The following is a 22,532-nucleotide window of genomic DNA, read 5'->3' as shown; positions in this document are numbered from 1 at the left end:
AAACACCGGTTGGTTTTGGATTGCAGCTGGAGTTTCACTCGTAACGATTCCACTAACCTTAGCTAAAAGTAGGAAATAAAGTGCCTTGCTCGTTAAACTTATTGAAATGGACGTAGAATCGTCTGAGAAATTGACTTTGTTTTTTGAGAACCCACTAAAAATATTTAAGCCGATGATCGCCAAAAGGGAATGCATCGGCTTTTTTCATTGAACGTGCTATCAAGATTTTTCTCGCCATCCTTTTATTACATATACTTATCTTAGATCCAAATAATAAAAGCGATCATTGGTGAAACGAACACACACTTAATTAGTAAGGGGCGGAAAAGTGAGGATAGGACGTTCTCTAAAAAGAGCTAAAGAAAAACCTACAACCGATGGCACCTATTATGTGAGGGAGTGAAAATGTAAAGAGATTTATGAAAGAGCTCGGTCATAGTTCAGATATGTCCGTGCGAATGATTGAATCTCCACACCAAAAATCGGTAAAGCCAACTGTAATCCATCTTGACGGATTGGCGGATGGTAACATCATTATGGCATGGAAAGAGTTGATTCCTACAGGTATCACCGTGCCTTTTGGAAAGTTGATTACGATTACGATGATCCTTCCGTATTGAATAAAAAGAGTTCTGTCGTTAAAGTGGGCCTCTTTGCATAATTATAGGTGGGGTTTCCTTAACCCTCATTCGATCGTTCTTTGTCCGTATTAGGTCCTTATTGATAACCGCATATAAAAAACAAAAAATTAAACCAGCTGCTTCATGAAGAGGGAGGCTGCCGGTTTTTGATAGCTGAGGATATAAACAAATATAAAAAAATATGGTAAATAACAAGAGCAGAAAGTAATCTTCTCCACGACCTACGATCAAATATTGTTTGATTCTAAAGAAAGAGCCATATATTCAAGACCTGTAGGTTGTCGAGGAGTATAATAAGTAAATACGTGCCTAAAAAACACAAAGATGGTAGCACTCTTATCACAGTATCACCTCATTCTTTTATCTTAAAGCGTGGTAAATACTTTAAAATTATGTACGAAAGTCGTACCAGAAAGCCATTTTAGTATAATTGACATTTTAAATCCTAATAATTAAGGAAACTTATGCTTGTAGAAACAGCTTACGTGCCATAAAATGGGAGTATTAAAAGGAGCAAGGAGTGTAAAAATGAATTTGAAATTAATGACGGTCACTATGGGAATCTGTTTTTCGATAATACTTTCAGGTTGTTCAAGTGAAGAGGAAAGTGTTGTACAAAAAGAAAGCGGCCATGAAGGACATTCAGAGCATACGGTATCCGGAGATCTTCAGGAAGAGACAAGCAGTAAGGAAATAGCACCGGATTTCTTAGCTGAAAAACCAGAGGATATGAAGACAATCTATTTAGCTGTTGCACAAAATAAAGATTTACTAGAAAAAATACCTTGTTATTGCGGTTGCGGAGAGTCAGCTAACCATAAAAATAATTATGATTGCTTTATCCATGAGAATAAAAAAAATGGGGAAGTGGTTTGGGATGACCACGGGACAAGATGCGGAGTTTGCTTGGAAATTGCTGCGCAATCCATATTGGACTTGAATGATGGCATGAGCGTCAAAGAGATCCGGAATAAAGTCGATGAAAAATATAAAAGTGGGTATTCCAAACCAACTCCTACCCCTGAAGTGTAAGTGAAAAAAAGTATGAAATTCTAGACTGAAATGATAACTTGGAAAAATGGTTTTGGCCCGATATTCTTTCGGAAAAAGGCCATTTTTTTATTTTCTTGGAACGGTGGATTTTTCACATATATATTATTGGTCAAAAAGGGGAATACTTCCATTAAACATTCAACCGTAAAGGAGCCATCACCTTGACATTAATTCGCCTTGGTTATGTAGCCATGAGTAATCATGTGCCAAACTGTTCGCCATCCCAAACGATGACTTATACTCAGTTTTCGAAGATTAAGGACAGAGATGCAGCGATAAGGAAGCTCGAACGCCTTTCAATATCCAATCTTCATAATTGCTGGCGTTTACTGATTCATAACGAAGCCAATAATATTCAGTTCTTTAGGCTTTCTTCAAAACTTATCCCTTTAGCCAATCATCCGGAAATTCCAGAATGGGATTACATAGAAGCTATTTCAGAAGAACTGGCTAAATTAAAAACATTCATAAAGAATCACCCCAAAATAAGGGTAGATTTTCATCCAGATCATTTTGTCATCTTGAATAGTTCAAATATCGATATTCTGAAGACATCCTTAAAAACATTAAGGATGCATTATACATTATTAAAAAAAATGGGAGTGGATCCCGAACATCGCTGTGTTTTACATGTTGGCGGGGGGTACGGCGAGCATGTACAGGCATTAGAGCAGTTTATCCATAATTGGGGTTTGATTCCGGAATCGATTCAAAGAATGGTCATTCTTGAGAATGATGATACTACCTTTACTTTGTCGGAAACCCTTTATTTATGTGAAAAATTGGGAATACCAATGGTTTTTGATTATCACCATCACCTCGCACATCATTTACCAAATGAAGATTGGAAAAATCATTGGGACCGAATATTGACTACCTGGAGTAATTCCAAACTACACCCTAAAATGCATATTTCAAGTCCAAGGTCCGATAAAGAATTTCGAGCACATGCTGACTTTGTGGATACTGGGATGTTCATGGAATTTTTGCAACAAATAAAGGGAAGCTTACCACATCTCGACTGCATGATTGAAGCAAAACAAAAAGATGGAGCGCTTTTCCAGCTGATGGAGGAGCTGAAAAGTCACAAAGACATAGAAATCATTGATGGTGCCAGTTTTTATATTCATTAATGGATTGGGGGATATTTGACAAAGGGAAGTAAATTGAATTCTCTTTGTTAAATTTAAAATGAAGAAATGTTTAAAACAATAGTTTACATAATTAAATTATAGTAAATTAAATGAATTGCCAAATGAATGGAAAATTGATTGGGTTATAGGGGTAGTATACATTATTTTACAAAAATATTAAAAAAGTCAAAAAAACGAGCTCCATATTTGGCTTTTAAAGCTATTGTTTTAATTCATTGGAGTCATAAGTCAAGAACAGATTAAAAGCGCTCTATGAAGCTATAAGACGGCGAAAGGAGGATAGTAGATTACAAGCTCTTCCCGGGTCACTTTTGTTAGAATATTCCGAATGTAACAAAGGACCTCTATTGATACATTCGAAATCCCGTTAAATCAAGGTTTATAAGCGTATCAAAATTTATAAAACTTGCCTTTTTTTAAGCTGTTCACGTACAATGAAAGAAGGAGAAAGGGGAATGAGCCGTTCATGCAAGCAACCTCTCAAAGAATTAAAAATGTTCAGCCGATACGCAGGTTGGATCACATAGAAAAGATGAAAAAATCACTATTAAAATATTGCAGCTACAGGGATTATATGATGTTTTCAATCGGGATAAACATCGGATTACGTATAGGGGATCTTTTACAATTGCGAGTGAAAGACATCCTTGAGGGTACGCATATAGTCATTGTGGAGCAAAAAACAGATAAAATTAAGCGGTTTCTTGTCAATCCTCAGCTTCGTAAGGAAGTTAGGGAATATGTCCGCAAATCGAACCTGAAAAATGAACAGTATTTATTTCCAAGTCGAAAAGGTAATGGTCCAATCACCAGGGTGCAGGCCTATAGAGTTCTGAACAAAGCGGCTGAAATGGCAGACATTCCGGATGTCGGTACACATACCCTCCGAAAAACCTTCGGCTATTTGCATTACCAAAAATTCAAGGATATCGCTCTACTGCAGCAAATCCTTAATCATTCCAATCCCAAAGATACGATGATTTACATAGGACTCACACAGGATTTAATGGACGAAACATTAATGGATTTCTATTATTAATTGAACGGACGAAGACAACTCCTGTATTTTTCATTCTTTTTATATGGATAACACAGTCCTTAAATAGAGCATTATTATAGAGAAACATTATTTCGTTATATCTGAAAGGGGAGATAAAACCGGCATCATTGATGCGGAGAGGTGAAAGGGGTTTCGGAGGGGGATAAGCTCCTTATACTAAGAAAATCGCCTTCACTGAGGATTTTTGAAAAATATAAGAGTTTTGTTAAGGCAACAGTTTTAAATCAACCGAATACTTTTCAAAAAAGACTAGAATATATAGTCTTTTTTTGATGTCACCAGTACTGATTTTTATCGCTTAATTTCTTATTAAAATGGTATATTAGAAATATTTTTTCTTCTAAAAGTCTGTTGTTCTCCTATTTAACAAATAATGAATCAGAAAGTTATCAGCAATAAATGATTGCTGCAAAGTTAAGTTACTATAATTTTATTATGTTAACTAAAATAATCTTATCCTATTGTTAAAGGACTCCTCAGATGAACTGCACCTCAATCCTTAAAGAAAATCACATAATTGGGGTGCAGTATAGAGTTGTTGCCAGGAATATTGATAATAAGTTCGGTTATAAGGTACTCTTATTCGTCATCTTATCTAGCTCCAAAGGTAAAAAAGCATACTCCCCGTCTTTAATAATCTCACATTTACGAACAGGAATTGGCTGTTTAAAAATAGGCCCATTTATTACTGTGGTATGAAACTCTCCACCTTCTCCGCAGGGGTCAATGCCGCGAGCTTCAAGTTCCTTCACGTATTCATGGGTTAATGTTCGTCCTAAATCATCCTCTCGCATTCCCAATGATAAATTAACGGTTACAATGATCGTAACGAATCCTAGATTCATGAACTCTTCGACAGCTTCACGATGGTTCATTTCCCATAAAGGCATTCCAAGCTTCAATCCGGCATTCTTCGTAACCTTTTCATGCCAACAACCATGGGCAGGCATATCCAGGTCTCCAGTTACCAACACTTCTGCTCCTTGATTCTTTGCATCTTCTAAAAGGCGCATAAATACCTTTTCATAATCAGTCCAACTCGCAGCCGCAGTATATACAGGCAAACCTATTGATTCAGCTTGGGCTTTTATGAGTTCCGGAGGCATTCCATGGGATCTGGAACGTTTTCCTTCCTCCTCCAACATAACAATCAGTCCTACAGCTTCTCCAACCTTCAATGCCTTATATAAGGCTAATACACTATCCTTTCCTCCGCTAAAAGATGCTATGAATTTATGCCCGTGAGCACTATTTTTCCAATCGATTAATTCTGCCATGCAATTTTCCCCTTTATTCTAATGACTTTTACCAATTTCATATTTTGTACTTCATAACTATATTTGTTTGATTTTAACACGCTTGGAGCCTGCAGATAAGATATTAATGTATCTTGATACAAAAAGACTTGGTTTGAATCGAATTTCATCCTAAAAAAACTTCTCTATACTGAACTGAACAATATAAGATGATTATTTTAAATCACTAGTGTATAGCTACATATAAATGAATGCCATAAATTATCTTTATATGAGAAAAGTAGATGTTTACCTAGTATTGTATCCAGTGTTTTTTAAATTGGATACAATTTATTTAATTTTCTGTATTGTAATCGCTTCATTAAGTTGATATAGTTAAAATTGTATCCAATATCGAAAGGTGGACGCTAGATTGGATAATGCTAATTCTAAAAGAGATAAATCTACAATCGTAAAAAATGTAACGAAAAGTCTTAGGAAGGCGATTTTGAATGGGACGTTAAAAAAGGGGGAGCGACTCATCCAAGAGGAGTGGGCAGATCGCCTGGAAGTAAGCAGAATGCCCATTCGTGAAGCCCTTACACAACTTCAAATGGAGGGGTTGGTGGAAATGGTTCCTCATAAAGGAGCAATCGTCACACCGATTACCCGGGATGATATTGAAGAAATTTATCATACCAGGTCTCTGCTTGAAGGCCTTGCTGTAGAAAAGTCGCTTCCTTATTTAACAAAGGAGGATAAAGAAAAATTAAAGGGAATTTTGATTGAAATGGAAGGGATTCAGTTATCTGATGAAACCAATGAACATTATATCCTTTTGAATGCGGCTTTTCATGAAACCCTCCGAAAAGGGTGCCCATGGCCAAGAGTTCAAAAAATGGTAGAAACGTTGGGTATCTCACCCATTGCGCCGAATTTGCTGATTGATTATTACCCAGAAACGCAACGGGAACACCGGATGATATATGAAGCGGCACTAAGAGGGGATCCTGCAGAACTAAGGGCAGCAGTAGAATTTCACATCTTACGGACTAAGAACAATTTAATTACGTATATGAAGTTGCTGAATACTAAAAATCATTAATAAAAGGAGTGTTAATTGTGTATGATTTCGCAATTGTTGGCGGGGGAATTGTAGGTTTATCGACGGGAATGGCCCTTTATCAGCGGTTTCCTAATGCTAAAGTGGTAGTCATTGAAAAAGAGGCTGTTGTTGCAGATCATCAAACGGGGCATAACAGCGGAGTCATCCATTCAGGAATTTATTATAAACCAGGCAGTTTCAAGGCACGGTTTGCCCGTCAAGGAAGCAAATCAATGACGGAATTCTGTAGGATGCATGGAATTGATCATGATATTTGCGGCAAGGTCATTGTTGCAACAAAACCAGAAGAGTTGCCCCTTCTAGATGATTTATTTTCACGCGGTTTACAAAATGAGCTAGCTATCCAAAGAATCGGTGTGGAAGAGTTAAAGGAAATTGAACCGCATGTTAATGGACTTGGAGCGATTCGCGTCCCGCAAGCTGGCATCGTCAATTATCGTCAGGTAAGTGAAAAGATGGCGGATATCATCCGAGGCAACGGCGGTGAAATCAAGCTGAATACAAAGGTGGAGAAGATTGACGAGGATTCTGATGAAGTCATCATCGCTACGAACAACGGGACAATAAAAGCAAGGATAGTCATTAATTGCGCTGGATTGCACAGTGACCGTATCGCAGCAGCCGCGGGGTATAAAACTGATATGAAAATTGTCCCGTTTCGCGGTGAATATTTTAAATTGAAGCCCGAAAAGCGCTTTCTTGTCAATCATTTAATTTATCCGGTACCTAACCCTAAGTTTCCATTTCTAGGAGTTCATTTCACACGGATGATTAGCGGCGAAGTAGATGCTGGCCCAAATGCTGTACTAAGTTTCAAACGTGAAGGTTATAAAAAAACCGATTTCAATGCGAAGGATTTAACTGAAGTTTTAAGCTATAAAGGTTTTTGGAAACTGGCCAGTAAATTCATGAAGGAAGGGATGGAAGAATATGTCCGTTCTTTTAGTAAAAAGCAATTTACGAAAAGCCTTCAGGAATTGATTCCGGAAATTCAAGAAGATGATTTAATCCCTGCACCTGCCGGAGTCCGAGCACAGGCGTTACAGGATGATGGTAATATGGTGGATGATTTTCATATTATAATGGGGAAACGGACCATTCATGTTTGTAATGCACCGTCACCTGCAGCAACAGCCTCCATTGAAATTGGAAAAGAGGTTGTTACCCGCATTCCGGAACAAACACACTTATTGGAAGCTGTATTGACAAAATAATATTGTTAAAGAGAGGAAGAGGCCTCATGTTCAATGGTAAAACAATTTTTATTGCAGGTCATGCACGTTTACCTCAAGGGATGGCGGCGAAAAGTGTCTTTGAAACATTGACCATCACTGCAGAAGTCGATGCTAAATATGGTGTTATCCTGGAGGCGTCTTGTACACTGGCAACAGAGCATGGACGGGAATTTATTGGGCGTTTATTAAAAGGTATCAGTTTAAATGATGGTGTTGATGAAGCGATAGAATCGATTACATCTTATTATCGGGGGAAAGCGGCTAATGCATTGATTGCTGCATTGAAGGACCTGGATCTCCATTTTCAGCAAATTAAAGCGGCAGAAAAAACGAAACTACCAAGTTAGTAAAATAATTTATCAGAATAATTTGTAAAAGGTGTTGACAATTATATGAAAAAACGTTTTAATGTAATTAAGCCAATATTATGACATTAACACCTTTTGGAAACTACCTTTTCAGAATCGTGTAAAGATCTTAATGATTGGAAACAGGAAAAATAAATCATACATAAACTGCATATTCGCTGTGACTCTATTTGCATAGAGCAGTGAAGTGAATATAAGCCAGTTGTACAGTTGGATTCCCATTTTATTTGGGAATCATGTGCGACTGGCTTTTTATATTTCCTGTTAACCTTGTCACTATATTACAAATAACAGGAGGAATCATTCATGAACATTGCAGAAAAAAAGAGAGCGAAGTTTGAAAGGAAAACAGAAAAATACGAGGTGAAAGTTCACCCTCAATCCAGCCGTTTATATCATATTGAAATTTCAAAAGAGGCGATTGCTGCTTTTTTAGAAACGGTATCCAAGGATAATCAGTCTGTTCAACATCTGGAATATACGCCATATGCACGACTCATCATTGCTTCATATCTTTTGGATCAAGTAGGGGAAGACTTTGGTGAATTGCTTCGTAACATCGTTCATGATCGGGAATCCGGCGGCTTCACCCTTGGCTTGGAGGGTGTCACGGAGAATACAGATGAATATGTCATTTTTGCAACGGCCATTTCATACTTGCTGGGAACTCCAAACCATGATTCCATGTCAGGGAAATATTATGCCCGCTTCAGTGTTCAAGACACGGATAGCAGTGATTCATATTTACGTCAGGCTTATCGTTTATTTACACTTCATACGGATGGCACCTTTGTAGATGAACCAACGGATTGGTTACTAATGATGAAGATGATCGAACAAAATGCACGCGGTGGCGAATCACGTTTATTGCATTTAGACGATTGGAAAGAGCTTGATATGTATGTGAATCATCCATTATCCAGCCACAAATTCACGTATAAAGCTCCAAAAAGCAAGAACGTTGACCAGGAAATTGAAAGATTGACCTTCTTCAATCATAATAACAAACCTGGTGTATGTTTTATCGATCAATTTGTTTATCCTGAATCAATCGAACAAGCCAAATACTTGCGCGATTTATCCAATTCATTAGAAAGTGATGAAAGTGTACTCGAACTTGAACTGCCTGTTGGAGATTTAGTTGTTGTCAACAACATATTCTGGCTTCACGGCCGCGCTGCATTTGAAAAGGATCCGAACCTGAATCGTGAATTACTTCGCCAACGCGGAAGATTCAATCAATAGTTTCAATTTGTAAACCCAAACATTTTTTTCATCCCCAAATACCATTTTCAAGATAAATTCTTTTCAATCCAAGGGTTGGAAAGCAATTTATCTTTTTTTTGAGAGGTTTCCAACAAGGTTCATAATGCCCCTATGTCGGTGGCAAATCTGAATTTCTGATATACTATATTGGCCAAAATAAATAAAGGGAAGAAGGGGTAGTAATTTATGGGGATCGCTAATTTTTCTAAGTTTACACAATTTAAAGACTTAATTAAAGCTTTACCTGCTGTCTATACAGATGAAATGATAAAGAGTGAGCAATTTTTGCTTGAAAGAGAAGAAAAGAAAAAACTCGAAATATATTATGCTCCTTTCGAATATATAAATGAACGGGCCAAAGTGGTGATTGTCGGAATCACTCCTGGTTTACATCAAATGAAAAAATCTTATTCTACCATAATTAATGCAAGAGGGCACCTGCATGGTGACGAAGAGATCCTGCACGAAGTAAAAAAAAATTCCAGTTTTGAAGGAACGATGAGAAAAAATTTAGTTAAAATGTTGGATGAGCTTGGATTACACACATACTTAAACATTTCGTCCACACTGGATCTTTTTGACGAAGCGAGTCACCTCGTTCATACTACCTCAGTTTTAACCTACCCAGTTTTTTATAACGGAAAAAACTATAGTGGAACAACTCCGAACATTTTAAAGACCGAGTTGCTTAAAAAAAATATAATGGAAGGCTTTGCTACCGAAATAGGTACCATTGATCGTCCGCTTATTATTCCTTTAGGCGTTAATGTTACCAAGGTCTTAAACTATTTAGCGGGTCAAGATTATTTGGATGCCAATAACATACTTCTAGGATTTCCTCATCCATCTGGAGGAAATGGTCATCGTCATAAGCAATTTGCAGCAAATAGAGAGCAAATGAAAATGATGTTACAGCACTATTTTTCAAAGGAAATGACCGTGGGTTAAAAAGGAGTGCTGTATGCTCATTGAAGCTTTTGTAGGTATGAAAGGATGTGGAATTCTATAATTCATCTATTTGTGTTAAAAGTAAAATTAACTATTTACTACTGATATTATGGTGATTATAATAGGAACTAATGTTCTTAATTATAGGAGGCATTAACATGGATGAATTAGAGGAATTTTTAAAAACACTCACTATTGAAGAGTTAAAAGTTATTTATGAAGAAGTAAGTGAACCTGATATTAATAAATAGATGAAATAAATTGAAATGGAAGATTCTTATTTTTTCATTTCAAAGAACAGCATGTTTTTTCCTGAACGTGGAGTAGGAGGTACTTTTTATCATGAAAACCATAGCCTAAGAACCAACGGTAAGCCTTATTTGTTTCCGCTTCTTCAATCGTTTTACGCATGGAACGAATACCAAAGGTATATTGGCTAAAATAACTGGATCAATACTTGGGCGTCCTAACTCTGAATACATATCTTTCACCAAGTCATAAATGAAAGTGAAGTCAATGGCAGCCTCCATTTACGAACCAAATGGTTCGGTGGCACCAGTTGAACTAAATCTAAAGTAATCATTTCAAGTTGATCTCGCTGAATAGAATCATGTTTAGAAAGAATCTTCATCACCTCATGTTTTAATACTTCTATTTTAAAATGACCCTAGGCAGAAGTGTTTTATCTAAGAGTTCAAGCAAAGTTGATTGGAGCGGGTGTTCGAGACTCCTGCTTAGAAAAGCGATGCCCTACGTTCCAATCAACGTCCCAATTGGACAAGCCATAAAAATAGACAAACTCGATTTTCCTCGAGTTTGTCTACAGTCTGAATCAAGGACCCATTAAAGGTCCTTGATTTTTTTTTTGAAAAGGACCATTTGAAAAAAACGGAACTGATCATTTTCTGATCAGTCGAGTTCATACAGCAAGTTAATTAAAGGGAAGTTAAATTTTTATAGCGCACCTCTTACATCATAATTATCGATTTCGATTTCAATTTCTCTGTCAAGTGCGAGGTTTGCCAATAGTGAGCCTATATATGGGCCCATAGTTAAACCTGAAGCTCCAAGACCATTGGCTACGATTATGCCTCCCCAGCCAGGTAAAGGTCCCATGACGGGAAGGAATCCCGGCGTGAATGGACGGAATCCGACCCTTGCTTCAACAAACGTGCTATCTGTCAAACCGGGGGCGGTTTGCAAGGCTTTGTTGAAAACCTCCTGCAGCCCTCCTGCGGTCATTCGGTTATCGAAAACTTCCGTATTTTCATGAGTCGCCCCAGCAACGATTTTATTATGATCAAAAGCCAAAAGATATTGATCACTAGGAGGCATGACTACAGGCCAGTTATTTGTATTTTCATTTGCCATTTCCAGATGAATGATTTGAGCCTTTTGGAAAGTGACTTGAAAATTCACGCCCAGTGGTTTCAGTAATTCCGGTGCCCAAGCGCCAGCACAAACAATTACTTTATCAGCAGGAATGAATTCATCTCTAAGTGTTACACCTGACACTTGAGTACCGTTATATGTAAGTTTAGCTTCGCCATACATAAGTTTTGCACCGTATTTTTGTGAAGCCCTCAATAAGGAATCACGTAGTGCGCGTCCATTGACCCGCGCTGCACCACTCACATGAACGGCTGCATATTCTCTGGAAAGAGGCGGGAATAAGGCACGTGTTTCTTCTGCGGAAAGTAAGGTGATCGCCCCCATCTCCGGTGCTTCTTCTTGCCGTTTTGCCGCCCGGTTCTTCATGGCATTCAGTTTAGCTTCATCTGTATGCAGACTTATGGCACCGACCTGGGCATACCCAGTCTCGGTTTCACCGTCCCGTTCTAGTTCTTCAATTAAGCCCGGGTAAAAGGCCGCACCATTTTTGGCAAGAAGATACCAAGCTTGGTTGCGCCTTTGCGATATCCACGGGCAAACGATTCCTGCAGCTGCAGATGTTGCCTGACCGGCATCTTGGCGGTCAATAATGATCACTTCAACCTGATTTTTAGCCAATTGATAGGCAGTGGAAGCTCCCAAAATTCCTGCACCAACTACAATGATTTTTTGCATGATTCAACATCTCATTTCTTTCATATGTATAAACGCTTACCACTACTATATCGGAGACCAGAAATGATTTCCACATTTGATATTGTAATTTCTTTCACAAAGTTATTTTATCTATACTGAATATGCTATGATTGAAATTGTGAAAGCTTGAAAAGACACTAGGAGGACATATCATGCTAAAAAAACAAATGGAATCATACATATCAGAATCCGTAATCGAAAACAAGATTGAGTTATTTAAAGAAGAAAAGGATTATGTAGAAAAGCATAAATTACTCGCCGAGGATATCATCATAGTGGAAAAAGAGAATGCATCGCGTTTTACGGATGCTTATATAGAGCGCAGTAATAAAGAGAGCGAAGAATTAATCTCTGAAGAGAACTCTGCATTTTTATCACAACCGATTGAGTATTTGAAAAAAAACAAAGATGAATTCCTTTACTTTGAATCACGATGGTTCGAATTAATCGGCGTTGAGGCACTTTCGTTAGAAGTCGATGATGTTTTCGGTACATATAACGCGATGTTCGGATTGAAATTCCAGAAAAAAATGGGAGAAGTTTTAAAAACGTATTTAACCAAGGAACTTCAAGCAGAAAAAATTGGTTCGTTCAGTTTAATGTTTAACCAGGGCGACGGGCTATGGGATGTGAATTTAGCCTTGGATAACATTAAAGGGTTTCAAGAAGACATGTCATTGGAAGAAGCTTTTCATTTAATTTATCATTTTCTTTTCAACCTTGTTCAAACGATCGAGGAAGATATGTAAAACGAAGTGCCGTAAAAGGTAAGACAAAGTTGATTGGAGCGGGTGTACGAGACTCCTGCTTAGAAAAGCGCGTCTAGGGGAGACCTCGCAGGCGAAAGCCGAGGGCCGACCGCCAGCGGAAAGCGAGTGCCCTACGTGCCAATCAACGTCCAAATTGTACAAGCCATAAAAATAGACAAACTCGATTTTCATCGAGTTTGTCTACAGTCTGCCGCCATTAATTTTAATGGCGTTTTTTTAATTTTCATGAATTAACCATTGCGCCCAGGATATGGCTTCTGGATTTTAATCGATTGGCTGTGGATATGATTAAAGGAAACTGAGAAAATTCGTCGAATTGATTAATGGTATACGTTATTTAATAAACTTAAATGTTTTGTTTTTAGCAATTTCGATTTTTTTCATGTAAATGTAGTTACATCGGAAGGGGAAGTTATACTTGCTGAATGAATTGAAAGTTACTCAAATTACGATTCCATTGCCTTTTAGATTGGACCATGTCCATTGTTACTTGGCGGAAGGTGAAAAAGGATGGACTATCATTGATGCGGGATTAAATAACAAAACGACCAGAGATTTATGGAACCCACTTATCGAAAAACACGATATTGCCGATATTATCATCACACATTATCACCCAGATCATTTCGGGTATGCAGGGACATTACAACAATTGACCAGTGCGGATGTATGGATGACAGAAGTGGATGAGCATGCGGGAACTACGTATTGGGAAGCCGATTCGTTGAATCTGCTTAAAGATAATTACAATGCGTGTGGTATGGAAGAAGATGTCGCCGCGGCCTTATCCAGTGACGAAAGCGGATTCATGCCCCAAGTAAAACCCTATCCTACCGTAAATCATCATCTTGAAGAAGGAATGAAGCTGCATTTTGGCAAATATGAGTATGAAGTGCTTTTCACTCCGGGACATTCGGACGGCCTGATTTCCTTATATAATAAGGAAAATAGCGTCCTTTTCTCGACAGATCATATATTGCCCAAGATATCTCCAAATATATCTTATTGGTTTAAAGGTTTCAGCAACCCATTGGAAGAGTTTTTTAATTCTTTGAAAAAAATACAAAAGCTTGACGTTGAATATGTCATCCCTTCTCATGGGAAACCGTTTCAATATGCCAATAAAAGAATTGTTGAATTGTTGGATCACCACCAGGACCGGTTGCATGTAATTCATGAAAACATGAAAGAGCCGATTTCTGTAAAAAGTGCTTGCCAGATCTTATTTGGAAATCTGTCCATTCACGAAACCAGATTTGCTGTAGGTGAAACATTGGCACACCTAGAATACCTTCTTTTGAATGACCAATGCAGAAAGTTTAAACGTGATGGCAAATGGTATTATCAATCCATCTGAAATTTTTTCCAAACTATAGTAAAGCCATCTAAAGCCGCTAATTACTCCATCTTATGTTTATTATCGCTATGGAAAGCTGGCGGGTAAGGGAAAAGCGGAGACAGGGGATACTCGAATACATGCCTGATACAATTGGCAGCCTATAACGGATTCATTGATCGAAAAAAAGACCATCGCCCATCATACTTGGGCGGTGGTCTTTTCATTGCCTGGACCCTATTTGTCCATTAACTTCTTTCATAATATCTTCAAGAGATGTGACAATTCCTTTATCGTCCTTATAGCTAATGTGCTTAGGCTGAAAATGGAGAGGCGATTCTAAACCAGCTGCGGCTGAGATCCGAAATAATCCTTTTCTAAGGGTTACAAGAAAGTTAACCACACGGTATTTCTTTTCATCGATGACAAGTGCTTTTTGCAATTCCGGATCAGTGGTGGCTACCCCGACAGGACAAGCATTGGAATGGCATTTCATCGTCTGTATACATCCTATCGCAATCATGAAACCCCGGGCTATGTTAACAAGATCTGCTCCCATGGCTAGAGCGATCGCAATTCTATCAGGCGTGAACAATTTACCGGAGGCGATGATTTTGACCCTATCACGGACTCCGTATTTTTCCAGTGTCGATACTAAAATCGGTAAAGCGGATTTTATCGGCAATCCTACGCTATCGATCAACTCCTGATAAGAAGCACCGGTTCCTCCTTCACCGCCATCCAATGTAATGAAATCCGGACCTTTCCCGGTTTCTTTCATGTAGCTAGCAAGCTCTTCAACACTGTCAGTTCCGCCGATTACCATTTTGATGCCGACCGGGATTCCTGTATGGTCCCTGATTTTTTCGATAAAATCGCACATGGATTTTACGTCATCGTATTGGTGAAACCGATTCGGACTATCAATTGCCTTGTACGGAACGACCTTACGGATTTCAGCGATTTCCGGATTCACTTTTTCAGCATCGATATGCCCTCCGCGAGTTTTGGCGCCTTGGGCCAATTTGATTTCAAATGCTTTGATTTCGGGTATTTCACTTTTTCTCTTTAATTCATCCCAATCCATTTCGCCGGTACTATCCCGAACCCCAAACATGGCTGGACCAATTTGCATGATGATATCGACGCCGCCGATTAAATGGTAAGGAGATAGTCCGCCTTCACCTGTATTCATCCAGGTGCCTTTTGCTGCAGCCAATCCCTCAGAAAGCGCAGTGATTGCGTTCTTACCCAAAGAGCCATAACTCATGGCGGACATTCCGATAAGACCTTTTAGCCGAAAGGGATTCTTAGTGTTTGGGCCGATGATTACGGCATCCTCATCATCCAATAAGAATGCAGAGGAAGCTTCATCTTCCCATTTTTCTTCTCGTTGTGAGAAAAGCGGGTCTTTCAATAGAATGTATCTTTTTGTCGTCACTTTGGTTTCACGATCATATTTTTCTTCTTCGGCCAATTTTGGAAACATGCTATTTTTAACAAAGAAGCCTTCCTCATCAAAATCCCGCTTTGAACCAAAACCTATGACATCCCGTAAATATTTTGAACTTTTCACCATATGTTCATAGTCATCGCGGGAAAAGGGTTTTCCTTCGTTATCACTGTTAAACCAATATTGCCGCATCTCAGGTCCGATTTTTTCCAGAAAGTATCGTATTCTCCCAAGCACGGGGTAATTTCTTAAAATTGCATGGTGCTTCTGCATGCGATCAAAGAAAATCATATAAATTAATAGTAAAACCAAAATGATGATAATGATGAAAATAACGGTAAATCCAAGGATAATTAATACATTTGCGATGCCACTCATTCAATCCCTCCTGATATGCAAAAAAATCATGTATTTTTAATCTACTCGGTAATTCGATCAATTATACAAAATTCCAATGCAAGCTTTTATAGGATTGAACGAAAAAAATTAAATAGGCATTATCGTTCTCACAATATCTTTCAACTTCTCCTTTTCGATTGGCTTACCCAAATGGCTAACTGCAAAGTTATGGCATCATGCAGCACTTGTGGATTATATCCGGTAATTTCCTTGATTTTTTTTAATCGGTATATAAGGGAATTACGATGGATATACATTCTTTTGGCACATTCCCCGATATTTAAGTTACTAAGGAAAAATTGATGCAGTGTCTCAATCAACTTCTCAGATAAGTTGCCTAGAATTCTTTCCTGAAATTGCTGTTTCGTCCGCTCATCTATCCTTTCCAACAGAGCTTTTGTTTCCACATCAGTATATCTAGATAAAGCTTGTTTTGCTTCACCTAGTAAAAGTGCTGTTTCAGCTTCGCGGAAAGAGTGGACGATGGATGATTCCTTATCCACGATAGAGCCCAAACCGATTCGTATAACGAAGTCTTTTGCTTTTAATTGTTTGATGGCTGAATCCAGTCTTTTGTCAATGTTATTTCCGCTAAGCGCCGTAGTGAGAATGAAAACCCGATTCACACTCAGGAACCCAACAAGGGCATACTGGGAACCAAAAACAGTTTCAGTCATCTGAATCAGCTCATTCTTATTTAACGGATTTAATTTCATTTCCATTACCCCCACTTGATAGGGAGGTTCTAATTTCATTCCAATCAGTTCAAGTCTCTGATCAATCGAATGCTGATTGATATCTTCCTTTAATAAGTCTTCAAATACCAATTCTTTCAAGTGTTGTTTCCATTCGAGTTGTTCCGCCATAAAAGCTTGATGAAGCATCATTTCCGTTATCATTTTCACCAATTCGCCGAATTCCAAAAGTTCAGCCGGATCTCCGGTGATCCCGATGACGCCTATAATTACATTTTGAAAATTAATCGGCAAATTAATTCCAGGAAGGACACCTACCCATTGATGACGATCATTTTCGGGAATGATTAACGGCTTTCCCGTTTTCAGTACTTCCCTTGCTCCTAAATGCAATTGGTCGATGCGTTCATGATTTCCGGAAGCGATGATGATTCCTTTATCATCCATAATATTAATGTTTCTGTTAAGTCTATTGGTGGTTTGTTTGACAATTTCCATTGCAATTTCTTGGGTCAGCATTCAAGTCATCCTTCTAGAGTTTTTTTATATGCTAACAGAATGGTGATCATATTTTATGCAAACAAGCTATGATTTTTCATGTAAAGGGGGATCGTCGATAGTTTAAGCCTTTAGCTATCTTATACTTTAGGAAAATAGGAAAATAACAGAAAACTTTTCAGACAGATTATTTTTTCTGTATAGTATAACCAAAAAAAACCAATATGTCATACTTATTTTCGTTTAGAATGAACGATGATTAAAATATTTCCGAAGATTATAATTAATTGATATAAAAATATATTCAAAGGGGAACTGAGCATGAAAATTGTTATTGCACCAGATTCCTATAAAGGAAGTTTATCAGCAACAGAAGCTTCAAAGGCTATTGAGCGAGGAATCAGGAAGGCACTGCCGGATGCAGAGACAGTACTGGTTCCTGCGGCGGATGGCGGGGAAGGCACGATGGATAGTCTTGTAGCAGCTACAAATGGTCGAAAAGTTGAAGTGACCGTTAAAGGACCTTTACTTGAAGATGTTCAGGCAGCATATGCAATCTTGGGCGATCAAAAAACTTGTGTGATTGAAATGGCTAGTGCATCTGGTCTTTGCCTTGTCGATCCAGCTGAGTTGAACCCATTGATCACTACTTCATACGGGACAGGGGAGCTTATTCAAAAGGCATTGAATGATGGCTGTCGAAAGTTCATTTTAGCGATTGGCGGAAGCGCTACCAATGATGGCGGTGTCGGTATGCTCCAGGCTTTGGGGATGAAGGTGTTTGATGAAGAAGGTAAAACTCTGGGATACGGAGGTGCCGAATTATCACGGATATCAAGCATTAATACGGAGGATTTTGATTCCAGAATAGCGGATTCCGAATTTTTGATTGCCTCGGATGTCCAAAATCCGTTAGTCGGTCCTGATGGGGCATCAAGGGTATTCGGACCTCAAAAAGGGGCGACTTCTAACATGGTTGAAATGCTTGATAAGGCTTTATCATCATGGGCTGATTTGGTGGAAATCAAAACAGGCATACACTTGCATGATAAAGCAGGTGCTGGTGCTGCAGGAGGAATTGGAGGTGCATTTCAAGCCTTTTTCCGTGCAGAAACAAAAAGGGGCATCGATATTGTCATGGAGTATACGAAACTGGGTGAAAAATTGTCCGGTGCCGATTGTGTCTTTACCGGTGAGGGCCAAATCGATTACCAGACTGCTTCAGGCAAAACACCCATGGGAGTTGCACAAGAAGCCAAAAAGCATGGTATTCCGGTATTTGTTTTGGCTGGATCGATCGGAACAGGTATTGAAGTTTTATATGACCACGGAATAACGAGTGTTCATAGTTTGGTGAACGCTCCGATGCCTTTAAAGGAAGCAATGGAAAGAGGAGCTGAATTGTTGGAAGTTTCAGCCGAACAAGTAATGCGGGCTTTTTTGGCAGCGATCAAAAATAGGGGGTAATCTTATGTTATTTATTGTTTTGGCCATCGGCGTGTTCTTAATTGTTTTTTCGACAACTAAATTCAAGCTGCATCCGTTCTTATCGCTTCTATTAGGCACTTTATTTGTGGGTTTTGCTTCTGGAATGCCTCTGGATCAGATTGTTGAGAATATCAACGGCGGTTTTGGCGGATTGATGACAAGCATTGGACTTGTAATCGTTTTCGGTACAATAATCGGGACCATTTTGGAAAAGGCCGGTGCCGCATTAAGAATGGCCGAAGTTGTATTGAGGATTGTCGGCCCTAAAAGACCGCAGCTTGCCATGAGTGTGATTGGCTTTATCGTATCCATACCCGTTTTTTGCGATTCAGGTTTCGTTATTTTATCGAGCTTAAGAAAAGCGTTGGCAAGACGCGCAAAAGTAGCAGTTGCTTCCATGTCAGTTGCACTTGCAACTGGTTTGTATGCAACACATACACTTGTACCTCCAACTCCAGGGCCAATTGCGGCAGCCGGAAATATCGGAGCGGACGGATACTTGGGGACTGTCATTTTGATAGGTCTTATTACGGCCATACCAGCTGCACTTGCTGGTTATATATGGTCAATGAAAGTAGCGACCAAGATAGAAGTTGAAGATGACCGAAGTGACCTGGATTACGATTATGATGAAATTGTCCGTTCATTCGGCAAGATGCCTCCTGCCTTACAATCATTTTTACCGATTGTTTTACCGATTGTCTTGATTGGAGCCAGTTCTGTATTAACGCTCTTTGGAACGGAAGGGGGGATTGCAGCATTTTTCGTATTCTTGGGCCAGCCGGTCATCGCATTGCTCGTAGGAGTAATTTCCGCTTTGACATTGTTGCCTAAGTATGATGAAGAAACATTAACAAACTGGATAGGAGCCGCCTTATTGGATGCTGCGCCAATTTTATTGATCACCGGGGCGGGCGGAGCATTTGGTACCGTCATTAAAAATACGGGGATTGCAGACATCATCCAAAGTTGGGATATGGGCAGCATCTTTAGCGGTTCCTTGTTCCTGTTGGTCCCGTTCCTAATTGCTGCTGGGTTGAAAACGGCTCAGGGTTCTTCGACAGCATCACTGGTCATCACTTCATCTTTGATTGCCCCCATGCTTCCAACGTTGGGTATTGAAGGGGCTGTTCCTCTTGCATTGGTAGTCATGGCTGTTGGAGCAGGTGCGATGACAGTAAGTCATGTAAATGATAGCTTCTTCTGGGTGGTCACCCAATTTAGCGGGATGAAAGTGACGGATGCCTATAAAGCTCAAACAATGGCAACCTTAATACAAGGAGTGGTCACGATTATCACGACGATGATATTGTGGGTCATTCTTGTGTAATATTAATATTGGAAAAACGGAGAGGCGTGAACCGCTTCTTTTTTTATGCTTTAAATAAAATATATTTTCATTTTTATGTTGGTGTAAGAACTAAAATAGTGTATGATGCATAGTATAAGGTATGGTGTACGTCACATAGTATAGAGAAGGGGTGATTTGGATGAGCACTTTACTGAATTCATTAACCACTGAGCTGCGCAGAGGCACTTTGACGTTAGCTGTCTTAAGTCAGCTCAAAACTCCGCAGTATGGGTACTCGCTTGTCCAGCGTTTAGAGAAGTCTGGAATTACCATTGATCAAAGTACTTTATATCCTTTGCTTCGCCGCCTGGAAAAACAAGAATTGGTGACCAGCAGCTGGGATACTTCTGAAAGTAGACCGCGCAAGTACTATTCTTTAAGTGATTATGGGGGAGAAATCTTCACGCAGTTAAAGGAAGAATGGGAAAAAACTTCTCAAGAGCTTTATATATTATTAAAAGGAGAGGGAGAAGATGGAGCTGATTGAACTTTATATTCAGGAAGTGACCCGAAGGCTGCCAGAAAAAAACCGGGCGGATATTGCGCTTGAGCTTCAATCCACAATCGAAGATATGCTTCCGGATGATCATACGGAGCAAGACGTGAAAGCGGTACTTTTAAAATTAGGAGATCCGGTTACACTGGCAAGTGGTTATCGTGATCGGCCAATGCATCTGATCGGACCTCGTTATTATGATGTTTATATCAGTCTGTTGAAGATGATTTTACCAATCGCTGCAGTCATTTCACTGATCGCATTAGTAGGGGACAATCCGTTTCGGGATACGGGGAATACGGTTATGGAAGCAATTTTAAAAATAATCGGGAAAGGAATTTCAAGTATCATCAGTACAGGTATCCAAGTGTTTTTCTGGTTAACGCTTTCATTTGCCATTTTAGAACGCTTGGACACTTCAAAAGACCAGTCGCCCGTAACAAAAGACTTGAAACCATGGACACCGGAAAACTTAAAAGATATTCCGAACATTTCAAAGATAAAAGCGGTCCCTATGATCGAGGTTTTTGCAAGTTTGTTAGGCCTTTCCGTATTCGCAGCCCTTTATTTCAATGCAGCAAACCTGTTAGGCGTCTATGAAAAAAGAAATGGCAGTCTCATTTTCGTGACACCTTCTTTTAATCAAGATGTATTGAATTCCTATTGGCTGCTGGTATCTTGCGTCATTATCATTGGGGTGCTCTTAGCGATATATAAATTATTTTTAGGTCGATGGACCCTGAAATTAGCTTTTTTTCATGCCATATACCAGCTGTTGTACACTCTGGCCTTCATCATCATCATTAGTAATCCTGATTTATTGAACCCGGAATTCCTTGCATACCAAAGAACACTATTCTCAATCGATGAATGGAAAAGCTCGATATACTGGGGTCTCATACTCCTCTCCATCATTTTTGCCGCCTACGATACCTATCAAGGCTTCCGAAAGGCAAAAATCCGTTAAGGCACAGCATCCTAGCTGTGTTTTTTTTTGAATGTTTTGTGAAGTGAAAGGTGAGCTGATACAAGCCAGAAAGATTATTTCACAAGATATAATGGTCAACAAAAAAAACCTCATATGTCATATAGTTTTTAACTAACTATACAGCATATGAGGCGTTACATTTAAACCAATATTTTATTGAACTGCATCGAACTGATTGACTTTCCAAGTAGATCCGGACTTATAAAAGGTCACCGTTCTTTTTACTGACTCACCGTCGACTGTAGGTACTGTTAAATTGTATGACCTAACGTTTTGTTTTTGATAGACTAATTTAATTTTTGCTTTTTTCCACTCTAACATGCTAAAGCCGTCTCCGACTGGACGGGCTAATTTCCCTTTATGGGTAATGTAATTATATTTAGTCAGCCCTTTTTCAACTGCATTATTAGTAAATGTCTCTGCTAAGTAGGCAGTCAATTTATCTTTTGTATTAAACTCTTGGCAAAGGTATGAATACTCTGTCCCTTTATAATTGAAAGTTTTTTGCGAACATGAACGGGTTTTGTATCCATATAAAGCATTCCAAAAATGTTTGCTGGCATTATCGGCTATCTTTAATGCATTTGCGTCAGACAATGATGTCGTTTTTGCGGTAACCGGACCACTTAATGTGAAAAATAAAATGATAATGGATAATAACATACCTAAAAGTTTTTTCATATCATATCTCCCCAATCCTTAATAGGATACTTATGTAACGAAAGTTTAATAAATATTACAATTGTTACATTTATATTACAACATGTTTGGCATAAGTAAAAGAGAAATCTTGTAAATTTTTAAATAAATTTTAGGTTTTATTACATATTCATAGTTTGTTCACTATATTCTTTTTGAAAGGGCGTTCACAGATTTGCAATAGA

20 protein-coding genes and 1 pseudogene are annotated in these 22,532 nt (G+C 38.8%); 15 read left to right on the top strand and 6 right to left on the bottom strand.

Features of this window, described 5'->3' with window-relative positions; translation table 11 throughout:
• The first annotated feature begins 419 nt into the window (after positions 1–419).
• The 4 genes from ACJ9PY_RS12920 to ACJ9PY_RS12905 all read left to right on the top strand — a co-directional run bounded on the left by ACJ9PY_RS12920 (position 420) and on the right by ACJ9PY_RS12905 (position 3,887).
• On the top strand, positions 420–620 hold the full coding sequence (locus tag ACJ9PY_RS12920) for a hypothetical protein (protein WP_369316442.1): 201 nt from the start codon (positions 420–422) through the stop codon (positions 618–620).
• Positions 621–1,169: 549 nt separating this feature from the next.
• Complete coding sequence (locus ACJ9PY_RS12915) at positions 1,170–1,673, top strand: PCYCGC motif-containing (lipo)protein (protein WP_411740196.1); 504 nt, start codon at positions 1,170–1,172, stop codon at positions 1,671–1,673.
• Between the two features lie 182 nt (positions 1,674–1,855).
• Positions 1,856–2,827 carry a UV DNA damage repair endonuclease UvsE gene (gene uvsE / locus ACJ9PY_RS12910; RefSeq protein WP_187049417.1) on the top strand — a complete coding sequence of 324 codons (972 nt, stop codon included), beginning with the start codon at positions 1,856–1,858 and terminating at the stop codon, positions 2,825–2,827.
• Between the two features lie 487 nt (positions 2,828–3,314).
• Positions 3,315–3,887 carry a site-specific integrase gene (locus ACJ9PY_RS12905; protein WP_411740195.1) on the top strand — a complete coding sequence of 191 codons (573 nt, stop codon included), beginning with the start codon at positions 3,315–3,317 and terminating at the stop codon, positions 3,885–3,887.
• 587 nt (positions 3,888–4,474) lie between these two features.
• Here the strand turns inward: ACJ9PY_RS12905 and ACJ9PY_RS12900 are convergent.
• On the bottom strand, positions 4,475–5,185 hold the full coding sequence (locus ACJ9PY_RS12900; protein WP_063576190.1) for a diphthine--ammonia ligase: 711 nt from the start codon (positions 5,183–5,185) through the stop codon (positions 4,475–4,477).
• A 391-nt stretch (positions 5,186–5,576) separates the two neighbouring features.
• Between ACJ9PY_RS12900 and ACJ9PY_RS12895 the strand changes: the two genes are divergently transcribed.
• From ACJ9PY_RS12895 to ACJ9PY_RS12875, 5 genes are all read left to right on the top strand, one after another.
• The gene (locus tag ACJ9PY_RS12895; protein ID WP_098864535.1) at positions 5,577–6,248 is read left to right on the top strand and encodes a GntR family transcriptional regulator; all 672 of its coding nucleotides are present in this window, start codon (positions 5,577–5,579) and stop codon (positions 6,246–6,248) included.
• Positions 6,249–6,265: 17 nt separating this feature from the next.
• Entirely contained in the window at positions 6,266–7,483 is a 1,218-nt protein-coding gene (gene lhgO, locus ACJ9PY_RS12890) for an L-2-hydroxyglutarate oxidase (protein ID WP_098864534.1), read from the top strand.
• Positions 7,484–7,509: 26 nt separating this feature from the next.
• Positions 7,510–7,851 (top strand): DUF3870 domain-containing protein, encoded by a 342-nt coding sequence (locus ACJ9PY_RS12885; RefSeq protein WP_034306813.1) that lies wholly within the window; start codon positions 7,510–7,512, stop codon positions 7,849–7,851.
• A 327-nt stretch (positions 7,852–8,178) separates the two neighbouring features.
• Positions 8,179–9,117, top strand: a complete 939-nt coding sequence (gene glaH, locus ACJ9PY_RS12880) for a glutarate dioxygenase GlaH (RefSeq protein ID WP_095392070.1) — start codon at positions 8,179–8,181, stop codon at positions 9,115–9,117.
• A gap of 207 nt (positions 9,118–9,324) precedes the next feature.
• A complete protein-coding gene (locus ACJ9PY_RS12875; protein WP_411740194.1) occupies positions 9,325–10,086 on the top strand; it encodes a uracil-DNA glycosylase family protein in 762 nt (253 codons plus the stop codon).
• A 336-nt stretch (positions 10,087–10,422) separates the two neighbouring features.
• Here ACJ9PY_RS12875 and ACJ9PY_RS12870 read toward each other — a convergent pair.
• Positions 10,423–10,717 (bottom strand): annotated as a pseudogene (locus tag ACJ9PY_RS12870) (transposase); the annotation flags it as partial.
• A 323-nt stretch (positions 10,718–11,040) separates the two neighbouring features.
• Entirely contained in the window at positions 11,041–12,153 is a 1,113-nt protein-coding gene (locus tag ACJ9PY_RS12865; RefSeq protein ID WP_411740193.1) for an NAD(P)/FAD-dependent oxidoreductase, read from the bottom strand.
• Positions 12,154–12,326: 173 nt separating this feature from the next.
• Here ACJ9PY_RS12865 and ACJ9PY_RS12860 point away from each other — a divergent pair, with 173 nt between their 5' ends.
• Positions 12,327–12,923, top strand: coding sequence for a branched-chain amino acid aminotransferase (locus tag ACJ9PY_RS12860; protein WP_098864531.1), 597 nt, complete (start codon positions 12,327–12,329; stop codon positions 12,921–12,923).
• Between the two features lie 439 nt (positions 12,924–13,362).
• Positions 13,363–14,301, top strand: coding sequence for an MBL fold metallo-hydrolase (locus ACJ9PY_RS12855; protein ID WP_411740192.1), 939 nt, complete (start codon positions 13,363–13,365; stop codon positions 14,299–14,301).
• A gap of 202 nt (positions 14,302–14,503) precedes the next feature.
• Here the strand turns inward: ACJ9PY_RS12855 and ACJ9PY_RS12850 are convergent, their stop codons facing one another.
• The gene (locus tag ACJ9PY_RS12850; protein ID WP_057277607.1) at positions 14,504–16,111 is read right to left on the bottom strand and encodes an FMN-binding glutamate synthase family protein; all 1,608 of its coding nucleotides are present in this window, start codon (positions 16,109–16,111) and stop codon (positions 14,504–14,506) included.
• A gap of 140 nt (positions 16,112–16,251) precedes the next feature.
• Positions 16,252–17,346, bottom strand: coding sequence for a CdaR family transcriptional regulator (locus ACJ9PY_RS12845; RefSeq protein ID WP_411740191.1), 1,095 nt, complete (start codon positions 17,344–17,346; stop codon positions 16,252–16,254).
• Between the two features lie 300 nt (positions 17,347–17,646).
• On the opposite strand from ACJ9PY_RS12845, the gene ACJ9PY_RS12840 reads away from it, so the two are divergent.
• The 4 genes from ACJ9PY_RS12840 (at position 17,647) to ACJ9PY_RS12825 (ending at position 21,627) form a co-directional block, all read left to right on the top strand.
• Positions 17,647–18,792, top strand: coding sequence for a glycerate kinase (locus ACJ9PY_RS12840; protein ID WP_411740190.1), 1,146 nt, complete (start codon positions 17,647–17,649; stop codon positions 18,790–18,792).
• A 4-nt stretch (positions 18,793–18,796) separates the two neighbouring features.
• On the top strand, positions 18,797–20,143 hold the full coding sequence (locus ACJ9PY_RS12835; RefSeq protein ID WP_411740188.1) for a GntP family permease: 1,347 nt from the start codon (positions 18,797–18,799) through the stop codon (positions 20,141–20,143).
• 160 nt (positions 20,144–20,303) lie between these two features.
• A complete protein-coding gene (locus ACJ9PY_RS12830) occupies positions 20,304–20,651 on the top strand; it encodes a PadR family transcriptional regulator (RefSeq protein ID WP_034306796.1) in 348 nt (115 codons plus the stop codon).
• Positions 20,638–21,627 (top strand): HAAS signaling domain-containing protein, encoded by a 990-nt coding sequence (locus tag ACJ9PY_RS12825; protein ID WP_098864526.1) that lies wholly within the window; start codon positions 20,638–20,640, stop codon positions 21,625–21,627. The genes ACJ9PY_RS12830 and ACJ9PY_RS12825 overlap by 14 nt, the downstream gene beginning before the upstream one ends.
• Positions 21,628–21,801: 174 nt before the next feature.
• Here the strand turns inward: ACJ9PY_RS12825 and ACJ9PY_RS12820 are convergent, their stop codons facing one another.
• On the bottom strand, positions 21,802–22,329 hold the full coding sequence (locus tag ACJ9PY_RS12820; RefSeq protein WP_057277613.1) for an IseA DL-endopeptidase inhibitor family protein: 528 nt from the start codon (positions 22,327–22,329) through the stop codon (positions 21,802–21,804).
• Positions 22,330–22,532: the final 203 nt, after the last annotated feature.

The sequence above is a fragment of the Peribacillus sp. S4 genome (assembly GCF_046715815.1).
Classification (GTDB): Bacteria; Bacillota; Bacilli; order Bacillales; family DSM-1321; genus Peribacillus; species Peribacillus frigoritolerans.
The sequence above is the reverse complement of the archived record's forward strand: the minus strand, read 5'-3'. Positions and strand labels throughout refer to the sequence as shown.

Bases quoted from the DNA above. Each gene is read 5' to 3' on its own strand.
- ACJ9PY_RS12920 (WP_369316442.1), top strand. From the start codon at position 420: ATGAAAGAGCTCGGTCATAGTTCAGATATGTCCGTGCGAATGATTGAA.
- ACJ9PY_RS12915 (WP_411740196.1), top strand. From the start codon at position 1,170: ATGAATTTGAAATTAATGACGGTCACTATGGGAATCTGTTTTTCGATA.
- ACJ9PY_RS12905 (WP_411740195.1), top strand. From the start codon at position 3,315: ATGCAAGCAACCTCTCAAAGAATTAAAAATGTTCAGCCGATACGCAGG.
- ACJ9PY_RS12900 (WP_063576190.1), bottom strand. From the start codon at position 5,185: ATGGCAGAATTAATCGATTGGAAAAATAGTGCTCACGGGCATAAATTC.
- ACJ9PY_RS12885 (WP_034306813.1), top strand. From the start codon at position 7,510: ATGTTCAATGGTAAAACAATTTTTATTGCAGGTCATGCACGTTTACCT.
- glaH (WP_095392070.1), top strand. From the start codon at position 8,179: ATGAACATTGCAGAAAAAAAGAGAGCGAAGTTTGAAAGGAAAACAGAA.
- ACJ9PY_RS12875 (WP_411740194.1), top strand. From the start codon at position 9,325: ATGGGGATCGCTAATTTTTCTAAGTTTACACAATTTAAAGACTTAATT.
- ACJ9PY_RS12865 (WP_411740193.1), bottom strand. From the start codon at position 12,153: ATGCAAAAAATCATTGTAGTTGGTGCAGGAATTTTGGGAGCTTCCACT.
- ACJ9PY_RS12860 (WP_098864531.1), top strand. From the start codon at position 12,327: ATGCTAAAAAAACAAATGGAATCATACATATCAGAATCCGTAATCGAA.
- ACJ9PY_RS12850 (WP_057277607.1), bottom strand. From the start codon at position 16,111: ATGAGTGGCATCGCAAATGTATTAATTATCCTTGGATTTACCGTTATT.
- ACJ9PY_RS12845 (WP_411740191.1), bottom strand. From the start codon at position 17,346: ATGCTGACCCAAGAAATTGCAATGGAAATTGTCAAACAAACCACCAAT.
- ACJ9PY_RS12840 (WP_411740190.1), top strand. From the start codon at position 17,647: ATGAAAATTGTTATTGCACCAGATTCCTATAAAGGAAGTTTATCAGCA.
- ACJ9PY_RS12835 (WP_411740188.1), top strand. From the start codon at position 18,797: ATGTTATTTATTGTTTTGGCCATCGGCGTGTTCTTAATTGTTTTTTCG.
- ACJ9PY_RS12830 (WP_034306796.1), top strand. From the start codon at position 20,304: ATGAGCACTTTACTGAATTCATTAACCACTGAGCTGCGCAGAGGCACT.
- ACJ9PY_RS12825 (WP_098864526.1), top strand. From the start codon at position 20,638: ATGGAGCTGATTGAACTTTATATTCAGGAAGTGACCCGAAGGCTGCCA.
- ACJ9PY_RS12820 (WP_057277613.1), bottom strand. From the start codon at position 22,329: ATGAAAAAACTTTTAGGTATGTTATTATCCATTATCATTTTATTTTTC.